Here is an 11,038-nt window from a genome sequence, read left to right on the forward strand (position 1 = left end):
GGGCAAGAGGCTCAGGCGAGAGGCTCAGCCAAAGGGCGAGAGGCAAGAGGTCAGGACGCGACGGGCACCCGGCGGCGCGACTCGGGGATGATGAGCGGGGTGCCGGTCTGCGGATCGGGGATGATCTCGCAGCGGAGGTCGAAGACCTCGCGCACCAGCTCGGGCGTGACGATGCCCGACGGGTCACCCTGCGCGACGATCCGTCCCTCCCGCATGACGATCAGGTGGGTGGCGTAACGGCACGCCTGGTTGAGGTCGTGCAGCACGGCGACCAGCGTGCGGCCCGTCTCGTGCAGCTCGGCGCAGAGGTCGAGCACCTCGATCTGGTGGGCGATGTCGAGGAACGTCGTCGGCTCGTCCAGCAGCAGGATGGACGTCTCCTGGGCCAGCGCCATCGCCAGCCACACCCGCTGCCGCTGGCCGCCCGACAGCTCGTCCACGATCCGGTCGGCCAGCACCGTCACGTCGGTGGCGCGCATCGCGTCGCCCACCGCCGTCTGGTCCGCCCGCGACCACTGCCGCATCAGCCGCTGGTGCGGGTAGCGGCCGCGCGCCACCAGGTCGGCCACGGTGATGCCGTCGGGCACGATCGAGCTCTGCGGCAGCAGCCCGAGCCGGCGCGCGACCTCCTTCGACGGCAGCGAGGTGATCACGCTGCCGTCAAGGTGCACGGCGCCTTTCCGGGGCCGCAGCATCCGGGCCAGGGCGCGCAGGAGCGTGGACTTGCCGCACGCGTTGGGGCCGATGATCACGGTGAACGAGGTGTCGGGGATGGCGACGTCCAGCTCCTCCGCCACGACGCGCTGGTCGTAGGCGAGGGTCAGGCCGGCGCCGGTCAGGCGCGTGGCCGCGGGGACGGCGGGCTCGGAACGGGCCATCAGTGGCGGTCCTTTCGCAGCAGCAGGGCGAGGTACGTGCCGCCGATCGCGGCGGTGAGCACGCCGACGGGCAGTTGGACGGGGGCGAACACGCGCTGGGCGGCCAGGTCGGCGGCGGTCAGCAGGACGGCGCCGACGAGTGCCGAGGAGGCCATCGTGACGCCGGGGGAGCGGGTGAGCCGCCTGGCCAGCTGGGGAGCGGCCAGCGCGACGAAGACGACGGGGCCCGCGGCGGCCGTGGCCACCCCGCACAGCAGCACCCCGGCCGTGATGGCCACCGCCCGCACGGCCTCCACCCCGATGCCCATCGAGCGGGCCGAGTCGTCGCCCATCTCGATCATCCGCAGCGGCCTGGACACGTACGCGCAGGCGGGCAGCAGCACGGCCAGCGCCACGGTCAGGGGGAGCACGTAGTCCCAGTCGCGGCCGCCGAGGCTGCCGGTGAGCCACGCGGCGGCGGTCGCGGCGTCGTTGATGTTGGCCCTGGTCAGCAGGTAGGAGTTGGCGGAGATGAGCAGCGCGTTGACGCCGATGCCGACGAGCACGAGCCGGTAGCCCTGCACGCCGCGCCGGAACGCCAGCGCGTAGACGAGCGCGGCGGTCAGCACGCAGCCCGCCAGCGACCCGCCGGCGATCTGCAGGGCGGAGCCGCCGGCGACCACGGCGAGGATGCCGCCGGTGGACGCCCCGGCGGTGAAGCCGATGAAGTCGGGGCTGCCGAGCGGGTTCCTGGTCAGGCTCTGGAAGATCGCCCCGCTGAGCCCGAAGGCCGCGCCGACCAGCAGCCCGGTGAGGACCCTGGGCGCGCGCAGCTTGTTCACGATGAGCTCGGCGACGGGCGGGCCGTCGCCGAAGAGCGCGGCCGGCACGTCGGGCACCGGCACGGTGAACTCGCCGGTCGAGATGGCCAGCACGGCCACGACGAAGCCGGCCAGCACGAGCACCAGGCTGACGAGGAGGGCGCGGGGCGCGAGCCGCAGCGACCAGGGGCCGAGGCGGACGGCCCGGGACGGCGTGGACACCGGCGGAGAGGGAGGATGCGCGGTCATAGGGCGGCCAGCCTCCTGCGCCTGGCCATCAGGATGAAGATCGGGGCGCCGATGGCCGCGCACATGATGCCGACCTGCACCTCGCCGGGCCGGGCGATGAGCCGCCCGGTCACATCGGCGGCCAGCAGCAGCACCGGCGCGGCCAGCGCCGAGTAGGGCAGCACCCACCGCTGGTCCTGGCCCACCACGGCGCGCACCGCGTGGGGGATCGCGAGGCCGACGAACCAGAGCGGCCCGGCCGCGGCCGTGGCCGCCCCGCACAGCAGCGTCACCGCCACCCCGGTGAGGACCCGGGTGCGGGTGACGGCCACGCCGAGCGCCTTGCCCGCGTCGTCGCCGAGCGACAGCATGTTGAGCGGCCTGCCCAGCAGCAGCCCGAGCGCCAGGCCGGCGGCCATGAAGGGCGCCAGCCGGACCAGGGTGTCGGCGGTCGGCGCGGCCAGCGAACCGGTCAGCCAGAACCTCATCCGGTCGTACGTCTGCGGGTCCATCCGCAGGAGCGCCGAGGCCATCGCCGTGAACACCATGCCGGTCGCGATGCCCGCGAGGGTCAGCCGTACGGGACCCGCGCCCGAGCGGCCGGCGGAGCCCAGCGAGTAGACGATGAGGGAGGCCAGGGCGGCCCCGCCGAACGCGAACCACACGTAGACGGCCGGATCGGTGAGCCCGAACAGCGCCAGCGCCAGCGTGACGCCGAGCGCGGCGCCCTCGTTGATGCCCAGCAGCCCGGGGTCGGCCAGCGGGTTGCGGGTCAGGCTCTGCATGAGCGCCCCGGCCAGCCCCAGCGCGGCTCCCACCCCGATGCCGAGCAGCGTGCGGGGGATGCGCAGCTCGCGGATCACGGTGTGGTCGCTGGACCCGTCGGGCGACAGCAGCGCGTCGAGCACGACGGACAGGGGTACCGAGCGGGCTCCCAGCGCCACGCTGGCCATCGCCATGAGCACCAGCAGGCCGGCCGCGACCGCCAGCCCTCCGGCCAGCGCCGCCGAGCGCCCGCGGCGCGGCGGCTTCCCCTGCGGGCCCTCGCGCTTCTCGACGGTCAGCGCCGCCGGGGAAGCCGGCTCCGGATCCTCAGCCGGGCGCACCCGACCCCCTTCCCTAGCGTCAAATTAAGGTAAGGCTAATCTAAGCTCTCATTACGTAGGTAAGCCTAACCTTAGGGGCTGGACATGTCGCGACCAGGACTGGCGCGTAGGGGATTTCTGACGGCGGCGGGTGTCGCCGCGGCACTGGCGCTGGCCGCCTGCGGGTCGGGATCCGGGACCGAGGCCGCGGGTGACGCGCCCGCCTCGCAGCCGGCCTCCGCGGCCACCTCCTGGACGTTCACCGACGACCGCGGCAAGAAGCTGGACCAGCCAGAGGCGCCGACGAAGATCGTCGCCCAGGTCGGCTCCGCCGCCGCGCTGTGGGACTTCGGGGTCCGCCCGATCGCGGTGTTCGGCCCGCACAAGCTGTCGGACGGCAGCAAGGACCCGCAGGTGGGCAAGGTCGACATCACCAAGGTCACCGGCCTCGGCAACGTGTGGGACGAGTTCAACGTCGAGCAGTACATCTCGCTCAAGCCCGACCTGCTGGTCAGCAACATGTACGAGAAGGACACCCTCTGGTACGTCCCGGAGAAGTCCAAGGACACGATCGAGCAGGTCGCCCCGACCGTGGGCATCATGCTGACCGGCCAGAGCGCCACCCAGGTGATCGGCAGGTACGAGGAACTGGCCACGTCGCTCGGCGCCGACATGCGGGGCGTGCCCGAGGCCAAGGCGCGCCTCGAGGCCGCCACCAAGGAGCTGGCGCAGTTCAAGGACCTCAGGATCCTCATGATGTCCGGCGGCGCCGACCAGATGTGGGTCGTCAACCCGCCCGAGTACCCCGACATCCGCCACCTCACCGACAACGGCCTGGACGTCATCAAGCCGTCCAAGGTGGACGAGGGTGGCTTCTTCCAGACCCTCAGCTGGGAGAACGCCGACATGTACGACGCCGACGTGATCCTCTACGACACCCGCACCCAGGCGCTCAAGCCGGAGGAGATGATGAAGAAGCCGACCTTCGCCAAGCTCCCCGCGGTCAAGGCCGGCCAGCTCTACCCGTGGGCCGCCGAGGCGCCGTTCAGCTATCAGGGCTACGCCGACTTCGTGGAGAAGCTGGTGGCCGACCTGAAGAAGGCTAGTAAGCTCCCCTGACCTCGATGATCTCGGCCAGGGGAAACTCGAGGTAGTCGCCCGCCTCCTCGCACCAGGCGTCGAGCGCGCCGCCCTGGAGCTCCCCATGACTGATCGTGGCGGTCAGGCCGCCGGTCAGCGTGATGCCCGCGCGGACACCTCGGTCGACGACGAAGCCGAGCAGCGACTGCTGCGCGGTCGGCAGCCTGGTCGCCATCCGGCCGATGACGGCCCAGGTGCGGCCGGTGTGCTCGGCGGACCTGCCGGCGGCGACCAGGCGGCGGGCGTGCTCGTGCGGGTCGGGGGCGGGCTCGGCGATGACGTGCCGGAGCACGTCGTGCTCGGCGAAGTCGGTCAGCTCGGCCACCTGCCCGCCGGGCAGCAGGATGAGCTTGCCGTTCGGCGGCTCCTCGATGCGGGTGCGGCGGATCGCGATCTCACCCGTGTCGGCGACCGGCACCGGCGAGTAGCCGTTCTCGCGCAGCGCCGCCAGCGTGCGCTCGGCGCCCGCCGAGCTCACCAGCACCGTGGGCGCGAGCAGCCGCAGGCCCAGCCGGGTGAGCCGCCGGTGACCGGCGATCTCGGCGAGCAGCGCGGGATCGGCGGCCTGGACGACGCAGCCCACCGTGGTCACCGTGACCTCGCCGTGCCTGCGGGCCACGTCGTGCACCATGTACTCGAGCGGCTGCGGGATCGTGCCCACCGCGGCCAGCTCCTCCAGCAGCTCGTCGGCCTCGTAGCCGTGGTCGAGCGCGCCGCGCACGCTCTCGGTGGTGAACCTCCACACCGAGGCCGCGCCGCGAGACTCCCGCTCGGCCACCCGGTCGAGCAGCGCCGCCAACTCCGTCGACGGCGGCCCCGTCACCACGGCGGTCAGGTCGGGGCCGAACAGGGCGCTCCTGCGCACGCTGGCCAGCGCCCGGGTCGACGCCTCCACCAGCAGCGGATCGTGCTCGACCAGGGGCACCGAGGCGTCGTTCTCGTCGCCCGCGCTGGCGGCCAGCCCGGCGAGCGCCCGCCCGAGGTCGGTCAGCGAGTCGTTGGCCAGCAGCCCGAGCAGGCGGGCCTCGTCGAGCACCGCCGAGGCGCAGGTGCCCAGCAGGGCCTGGTCGAGCAGCGGCGCGTGCCAGTGGACGTCGCGGACCAGGGCGGCCCGGTCGGCGAAGGCCGTGCCGGCCGGCAGGTCGGCGAGCGTGGACAGCACGGCCCGGCGGATCCGGGCCACGGCGGCGCCGGCCTGGTCGTCGCCCAGCACGGTGCCGTACTTGCCGTCGATCCTGCGCAGGGACGAGCGCTCCATGCGCCACCAGGCCGACAGCAGCACCCGCAGCCGCGCCGAGCCCTCGTCGAGCCGCCAGCGGTCGAAGCGCTCGGTCGGCACCATGCCGCCGGACTTCTCGTCGAGGGCCAGCAGCCGGGCGACCGCGCAGACCTCCAGCAGCAGCCGCGTCTCGTCCTCGTCGCAGCCGGTCTCCTTGGCGACGCGGCGCACCTCGCGCACGCCCACGCCGCCGGTCTTGAGCAGCGGCAGCGGCGTCTTGGAGGTGTTGTCGAGCAGCGCCGCGCACCGCTCGACCACGTGCGGCGCGGCCAGTGTCATCAGGTGGTCGACCTCTTCGGGGTCGATCGGGATCGTGGCGACCTCGGGGGCCTCGGGCGTGAACGGCGGGTGGTAGCCGGGGCCGCGCAGGCAGAGCGCGACCTCGCGCGGCATCTCGGCCACGTGCCAGCTGGGCCGGTAGAGCAGGCCGTGGTCGGCCGACCACTTCTCGGCCGTGCCCGGCATCACGAACCGGCCGCCGTCGACGTCGCGTACGGGGCCGTCCCAGGCGAAGGCGTCGAGCAGCTCGCGGGTGCCCTCGGGGGCGTGGCTCAGCAGCGCGGCCAGGCGCTCCGGATCGCCGAGCACCTCGCTCACCCGGGCGATCGTGCGGCGCTTGTTGCCGGGGGCCGGCAGGCCGAGGTTGCGGGCCAGGGTGCGGAGCGTGTCGGTGCTGATCGTCCAGGAGTTGAGATAGTGGTCGAGCGGCTCACCCAGGCCGAGCGGCGCGGCCCACCATCGCGACACCGCCTCCGCCAGGCGCACCGCTCCCTCGGCGTCGGGCCAGGCGAGCGCGTGGTCGTAGAGCCGTTTCAGCCAGGGGGTCACCTCTTCGACGGGCACGCCGAGGAAGGCCGCCAGCCGCTCGGGGGTGGCGTGGCGCACGACCAGGCACGCCTGCGCCAGCTCCAGGCAGGGCAGCGGCAGCCCGCGCAGGGCCTCCATCACGGCGAAACCGTTGCCCAGCCGCTGGGCGAGCGTGTCGAGCCGCCGCGGCCACGGCGCCGCGATGGCGTCGGGCCGGTTGGCCAGGATGCGGCCGAGCCCGTCTTCGTCAAGTGTTCGCAGCCAGCCGAGCAGGTGATCATCCATCGGTCAGCACTCTCAGGGGTCGCACGCGGGACTCACCGTGAGCCATAGCCAACCACGGTAATGCAGATCACCCTCAGTCAGCAGAGGACTGCCCAGACGATCTTTCCTTGAGGTGCGAGCGCGGACCAGCCCCACCGGCGGCTGACCGATTCGACGATGTGCAGCCCGAGGCCGCCGGCGTCGAGCGGGCCCGGATAGCGCAGCACCGGGACCGAGGGCGCCGGATCGGTGAACGCGCTGGTGACGAGCGTGCCGCGGCGGACGAGCGACATGTGCACGGGGCGGGTGCCGGGGGGATCGGACTCGCGCAGCCCGTGGCGGAGCGCGTTGGTCGCGAGCTCGGAGACCACCAGCTCCATGTTGTCGGTCAGCTCTTCGAGTTTCCAGCCGGTCAGCGCCGCGGCGGCGAAGGCGCGGGCGGAGTGCACGGAGGAGGGCGTGGGCGGCAGGACGAACGTGGCGCTGGCGGACGGGCCGGGGACCAGCAAGTCGCGCGCCGCCTCCGGCCACCAGCCGACAGGAGGCCACCAGTCGAACGTGGTCCATTGGCCGGGCGCCATGGTGGATTGCACGTTGATCATTCTGGGCCAAACTCTCGTGCAGGTGCAAGGGCGAATGCACGTGCAGCCGGTCCGTGCAGGCGCTACCGTTGCCATCAAATGGTCAAACTGCGGGAAAGGGGATCTTGTCCACGGCTGATGATCTTTCGGCCGTGAAGTGACAGACTGTGTGTCAAGGAAACGACCAAGGAGCAGCGCGTGTCCCTCGATCCGCCCGGTTCTGGTTCGACCGTGAGGCGCATCATGCTCGGCGCCAGCCTTAGGCGCCTGCGTGAGGCCAGCGAGCTCACCCGCGACCAGGCCGGATTCCACATCCGGGCCTCCGAGTCCAAGATCAGCCGGATGGAGCTCGGTCGGGTCGGGTTCAAGACACGTGACGTGGAAGACCTGCTCACCCTGTACGGCGTCGTCGACGATGCCGAGCGCCGTGCCCTGCTGGAAATGGTCCGCGAGGCCAACACCCCCGGGTGGTGGCACAAGTACTCGGCCGTGCTCCCGTCGTGGTTCACCACGTACGTGGGGCTGGAGGAGGCCGCGAACGTGATCCGCACCTACGAGGTGCAGTTCGTTCCCGGTCTGCTGCAGACGGCGGCCTACGCGCGGGCGGTCTACCAGCTCGGCAACCCTGATGCCACCCCTGAGGAGATCGAGCGCCGCGTGCATCTGCGCATGCAGAGGCAAGAACGCTTCACGCAGAAGGACGGCCCGCGCCTGTGGGCGGTCATCGACGAGGCGACCCTCAAGCGGACCATCGGCGGGCGGGAGGTCATGTCCGAGCAGCTCCAGCATCTGCTGGAAGTCGCTGCCCTTCCCAATATCACCATTCAGGTGATGCCCTTCAGGTTCGGCATGCACGCCGCTGAAGGGGGCGCGTTCAGCATCTTGCGGTTTCCCGAGTCCGATTTGTCGGACGTTGTCTACGTTGAGCAGCTCTGGGGTGCCCTGTATCTGGACAAGCGTGAGGACATCGACCCGTACCTCACGGCTATGGAGCAGTTATGCGTGGAGAGCACCACGCCAGGGGGCACCGTCGAGCTCATCGGCGGTCTTCTCAGAAAGATGTAGATGAAGCAGACCTACAACGGCATGCCCGCGGCCGACCTGAAGCAGGTCGCCTGGCGCAAGAGCCGCTACAGCAACTCGCAGGGCAACTGTGTGGAGCTCGCGAAGCTCCCCGACGGCGGGATCGCGGTGCGCAACTCGCGCTTCCCCGACGGCCCCGCGCTGATCTACACCCGTGACGAGATCCGGGCCCTGGTGCTCGGAGTGAAGGACGGAGAGTTCGACGGCCTCCTTGTGTAACAGCGAGTTAACCTCCGGCGCGCCCGCTTAACGGGGGCGCGCCGGGGGCGTAACCCCCCGGCCTCGACATCCGGGCATGATCGGTTTCATGATCGACCAGATGACGCTCTACCCGATCGCCGACGACGTGCTCATCGCGCCGGGCGGCAAGGTCGTGATACGCACCTACGGTGTCGCGCCCGCGGCCTCCGGGGGGTCGGTCGCCTACCGCACGTGGGTGACCGGCGTCCGTGACCAGCCGCGCTACTGGCAGTGGGGTCACTTCGAGGACGCCGCCTCCGGGCACCGCCGGGTGCTGGAGTGGCTCACCGGCAGGGGCCCGCAGCCCGTTCAGGCGCTCGCCTGATCCGTGCTCGGCTTCGAGTCGAGCAGCCGCTTGGTCAAGGTGGTGCTTCGTCTGCAACGGGCCCGCGACGCCGCGCTCGGCCTGGACGACGAGGTGCCCGCCGACCCCCGGCCGCTCGGCTGGGCCGGAAGGGCCCGCGACTTCCTCGACGGCCCCTGGCACGAAACCCTCCCCGCGCCGTTCCCCGGCGGCCGTCTGGCGCGGCGTGAGCGGTTAGCGTCGGGGCTGCGGAGGTGGCCATGACGGACCCGTACCTCTACAACGGGCGGCGTCCCGACGACCACGTCGCGTCAGGGGCGGCCGGCCGGGGCGTTCCAGGTCAGGATGACCGGCTCGGCGCGCTCGAAGCCGAGCCGCGAGTAGGTGCCGGTGTCCAGCCTGAAGTAGCGGCCCTCCTCGGGCGGCAGGCCCAGCCAGCGTGCCGCGAGCACCCGCAGCAGGTGGCCGTGGGCCACCAGCACCACCCGGCCCGTCGCCCGCCGCGCCCGCGCGATCACCCGGTCGGCCCGCGCTCCGACCCGGGCCGCGCTCTCGCCGGGATGCTTCGTGTCGCCGGGTGGCACGCCGTCACGCCACAGGTACCAGCCGGGGCGCGTCTCGCGGATCTCGGGTGTGGTCAGGCCCTCGTAGCCGCCGTAGTCCCACTCCCACAGGTCGGCGTCGACCTCGTGACCGGACAGGCCGGCCAGCTCCGCCGTACGGCGTGCGCGCTGCGCGGGGGAGCTCAGCACCAGGTCGAACTCGCACTCCTTGACCAGCGGGGCGAGCGCCCGCGCCTGCTCCTCGCCGCGGGCGGTGAGCGGGACGTCGGTGCGGCCGGTGTGCCTGCCCGTCCGGCTCCACTCGGTCTCGCCGTGCCTCAGCAGCAACATCTCGTCCATGGCGTCCATCATCGGTTACGGCGCGCGGCGGGCTCCAGGCGACCGCCGATCCGGGTCACGTCGTGGCGAGGCACCTCGGCGGGGTGAAGGCGTCGAGGTCGCGCTCGGCCGCCGCCTGCCGGGCCTCAGGCTCGTCCCCGGCGAGCCGATCGCCTACCGCAGGTCGCTCGTCGGGCGCGGCCTGACGTCGCTGCGGGGGGAGTGGTGACGGCGCGGGCCGGGGGGCGGTTGACCACCCCTTGACTTCAGGCGCATCCGGAGGATTGATAGCGTTTGTCCGACGCGCAGTGTTGCAGCGAAGTCCGGTGTGAATCCGGCGCTGTCCCGCAACTGTCATAGCCAGGTCGCCTGCCTCTGCGCTGACGTCAACCCTCGTGGAAAAGGGTGATCCGTCGCATTTCACGGGTCTCTCGGTTCCGACAGTGTGAAAGGACTTCTCGTGAGGCCCGTACGTATGGCCTTCGCGGGCGCGCTGCTGGGAACGCTCGTTCTGGCCGGATGTGGTCAGACCGGCACGGCAACCAGCCCGTCCGCGGCCCCCGCCGCATCCTCCACCACCGCCGCGACCACCGGATTCCCGGTCACCGTCGAGGCGGGCAACGGCAGGATCACCATCGAGCGCCGGCCCGAGCGGATCATCTCCCTCTCGGCCGCCCACACCGAGACGCTCTTCGCGATCGGCGCCGGCCCCCAGGTGATCGCGGTCGACGACCAGTCGAACCACCCACCGCAGGCCCCCAAGACCGACCTGTCCGGCTACAAGCCGAACGTCGAGGCGATCGTCGCCAAGAAGCCCGACCTGGTCATCGTCTCCGACGACATCGACCAGGTCGTCGCCGAGCTGAACAAGGTCAACGTGCCGGTGCTGGTGGAGCCGGCCCCGACCAAGCTCGACGAGGCCTACGACGAGATCGCCGACCTCGGCGCCGCCACCGGCAACCAGGCCAAGGCCGACGAGCTGGTGACCGGCATGAAGGCGTCGCTGGCGAAGCTGGCCGCCGAGGCCCCCAAGAACCGCGAGCTCACCTACTACCACGAGCTCGACCAGACGCCCTACGCGGCGACGTCCACCACCTTCATCGGCCAGATCTACGACATCTTCGGCCTCACCAACATCGCCGACAAGGCTCCGGACGCGGCGGGCGGCTACCCCAAGCTGTCGGCCGAGTTCGTGGCCCAGGCCGACCCCGACCTGATCTTCCTGGCCGACGTCAAGTGCTGCGGGCAGAGCAAGGAGACGCTGGCCGAGCGGCCCGGCTGGAAGGGGCTGTCGGCCATCAAGAACGACCAGGTGGTGCTGCTCGACGACGACATCGCGTCCCGCTGGGGGCCGCGCGTCGTGGACTTCGCCGAGACGATCGGCGCCGCGGTCGCCAAGGCGGCCGGCCGCTAGTGCTCTCCAGCCGCTCGTCCCCCGCCCGGCCCGGCGAGCCGCCGCCGGGGGGGG

Annotated in this window: 13 protein-coding genes; 7 read left to right on the forward strand and 6 right to left on the reverse strand. The window is 71.9% G+C overall.

What is annotated here, in order from left to right:
* Positions 1 to 50: 50 nt before the first annotated feature.
* The 3 genes from AB0C16_RS37940 to AB0C16_RS37950 are packed head-to-tail and all read right to left on the reverse strand — an operon-like array spanning position 51 to position 3,012.
* Positions 51 to 878: an ABC transporter ATP-binding protein gene (locus AB0C16_RS37940; protein ID WP_357690608.1), complete on the reverse strand. Its 828-nt coding sequence runs from the start codon at positions 876 to 878 to the stop codon at positions 51 to 53.
* Positions 878 to 1,927 (reverse strand): iron chelate uptake ABC transporter family permease subunit, encoded by a 1,050-nt coding sequence (locus AB0C16_RS37945; RefSeq protein WP_357690609.1) that lies wholly within the window; start codon positions 1,925 to 1,927, stop codon positions 878 to 880. Before AB0C16_RS37945 ends, AB0C16_RS37940 begins: the two co-directional genes overlap by 1 nt.
* A complete protein-coding gene (locus AB0C16_RS37950; protein WP_357690610.1) occupies positions 1,924 to 3,012 on the reverse strand; it encodes an iron chelate uptake ABC transporter family permease subunit in 1,089 nt (362 codons plus the stop codon). The genes AB0C16_RS37945 and AB0C16_RS37950 overlap by 4 nt, the downstream gene beginning before the upstream one ends.
* A gap of 84 nt (positions 3,013 to 3,096) precedes the next feature.
* Here AB0C16_RS37950 and AB0C16_RS37955 point away from each other — a divergent pair, with 84 nt between their 5' ends.
* Positions 3,097 to 4,110 carry an ABC transporter substrate-binding protein gene (locus AB0C16_RS37955; RefSeq protein ID WP_357690611.1) on the forward strand — a complete coding sequence of 338 codons (1,014 nt, stop codon included), beginning with the start codon at positions 3,097 to 3,099 and terminating at the stop codon, positions 4,108 to 4,110.
* Here the strand turns inward: AB0C16_RS37955 and AB0C16_RS37960 are convergent.
* Positions 4,094 to 6,502 (reverse strand): helicase-associated domain-containing protein, encoded by a 2,409-nt coding sequence (locus AB0C16_RS37960; RefSeq protein ID WP_357690612.1) that lies wholly within the window; start codon positions 6,500 to 6,502, stop codon positions 4,094 to 4,096. The genes AB0C16_RS37955 and AB0C16_RS37960 overlap by 17 nt on opposite strands.
* Before the next feature lie 77 nt (positions 6,503 to 6,579).
* Positions 6,580 to 7,083, reverse strand: a complete 504-nt coding sequence (locus AB0C16_RS37965; protein WP_357690614.1) for an ATP-binding protein — start codon at positions 7,081 to 7,083, stop codon at positions 6,580 to 6,582.
* A 222-nt stretch (positions 7,084 to 7,305) separates the two neighbouring features.
* On the opposite strand from AB0C16_RS37965, the gene AB0C16_RS37970 reads away from it, so the two are divergent.
* The 4 genes from AB0C16_RS37970 to AB0C16_RS37985 all read left to right on the forward strand — a co-directional run bounded on the left by AB0C16_RS37970 (position 7,306) and on the right by AB0C16_RS37985 (position 8,953).
* Positions 7,306 to 8,127, forward strand: a complete 822-nt coding sequence (locus tag AB0C16_RS37970) for a helix-turn-helix transcriptional regulator (protein ID WP_357690628.1) — start codon at positions 7,306 to 7,308, stop codon at positions 8,125 to 8,127.
* A complete protein-coding gene (locus AB0C16_RS37975) occupies positions 8,128 to 8,364 on the forward strand; it encodes a DUF397 domain-containing protein (protein WP_189126032.1) in 237 nt (78 codons plus the stop codon). It begins immediately after the preceding gene.
* Positions 8,365 to 8,452: 88 nt separating this feature from the next.
* On the forward strand, positions 8,453 to 8,710 hold the full coding sequence (locus AB0C16_RS37980) for a hypothetical protein (protein WP_357690616.1): 258 nt from the start codon (positions 8,453 to 8,455) through the stop codon (positions 8,708 to 8,710).
* Positions 8,711 to 8,752: 42 nt separating this feature from the next.
* Positions 8,753 to 8,953, forward strand: coding sequence for a hypothetical protein (locus tag AB0C16_RS37985; RefSeq protein ID WP_357690618.1), 201 nt, complete (start codon positions 8,753 to 8,755; stop codon positions 8,951 to 8,953).
* Between the two features lie 47 nt (positions 8,954 to 9,000).
* Here the strand turns inward: AB0C16_RS37985 and AB0C16_RS37990 are convergent, their stop codons facing one another.
* Entirely contained in the window at positions 9,001 to 9,591 is a 591-nt protein-coding gene (locus AB0C16_RS37990) for a histidine phosphatase family protein (RefSeq protein ID WP_357690620.1), read from the reverse strand.
* Between AB0C16_RS37990 and AB0C16_RS37995 the strand changes: the two genes are divergently transcribed.
* A complete protein-coding gene (locus AB0C16_RS37995; protein WP_357690622.1) occupies positions 9,590 to 9,799 on the forward strand; it encodes a hypothetical protein in 210 nt (69 codons plus the stop codon). The genes AB0C16_RS37990 and AB0C16_RS37995 overlap by 2 nt on opposite strands.
* Positions 9,800 to 10,030: 231 nt before the next feature.
* A complete protein-coding gene (locus AB0C16_RS38000) occupies positions 10,031 to 10,984 on the forward strand; it encodes an ABC transporter substrate-binding protein (protein WP_357690624.1) in 954 nt (317 codons plus the stop codon).
* Positions 10,985 to 11,038: the final 54 nt, after the last annotated feature.

The organism is Nonomuraea sp. NPDC048916 (assembly GCF_040649575.1).
GTDB lineage: Bacteria > Actinomycetota > Actinomycetes > Streptosporangiales > Streptosporangiaceae > Nonomuraea.

Bases quoted from the DNA above. Each gene is read 5' to 3' on its own strand.
- AB0C16_RS37940 (WP_357690608.1), bottom strand. From the start codon at position 878: ATGGCCCGTTCCGAGCCCGCCGTCCCCGCGGCCACGCGCCTGACCGGC.
- AB0C16_RS37945 (WP_357690609.1), bottom strand. From the start codon at position 1,927: ATGACCGCGCATCCTCCCTCTCCGCCGGTGTCCACGCCGTCCCGGGCC.
- AB0C16_RS37955 (WP_357690611.1), top strand. From the start codon at position 3,097: ATGTCGCGACCAGGACTGGCGCGTAGGGGATTTCTGACGGCGGCGGGT.
- AB0C16_RS37960 (WP_357690612.1), bottom strand. From the start codon at position 6,502: ATGGATGATCACCTGCTCGGCTGGCTGCGAACACTTGACGAAGACGGG.
- AB0C16_RS37965 (WP_357690614.1), bottom strand. From the start codon at position 7,083: ATGATCAACGTGCAATCCACCATGGCGCCCGGCCAATGGACCACGTTC.
- AB0C16_RS37970 (WP_357690628.1), top strand. From the start codon at position 7,306: ATGCTCGGCGCCAGCCTTAGGCGCCTGCGTGAGGCCAGCGAGCTCACC.
- AB0C16_RS37975 (WP_189126032.1), top strand. From the start codon at position 8,128: ATGAAGCAGACCTACAACGGCATGCCCGCGGCCGACCTGAAGCAGGTC.
- AB0C16_RS37980 (WP_357690616.1), top strand. From the start codon at position 8,453: ATGATCGACCAGATGACGCTCTACCCGATCGCCGACGACGTGCTCATC.
- AB0C16_RS37995 (WP_357690622.1), top strand. From the start codon at position 9,590: ATGGCGTCCATCATCGGTTACGGCGCGCGGCGGGCTCCAGGCGACCGC.
- AB0C16_RS37990 (WP_357690620.1), bottom strand. From the start codon at position 9,591: ATGGACGAGATGTTGCTGCTGAGGCACGGCGAGACCGAGTGGAGCCGG.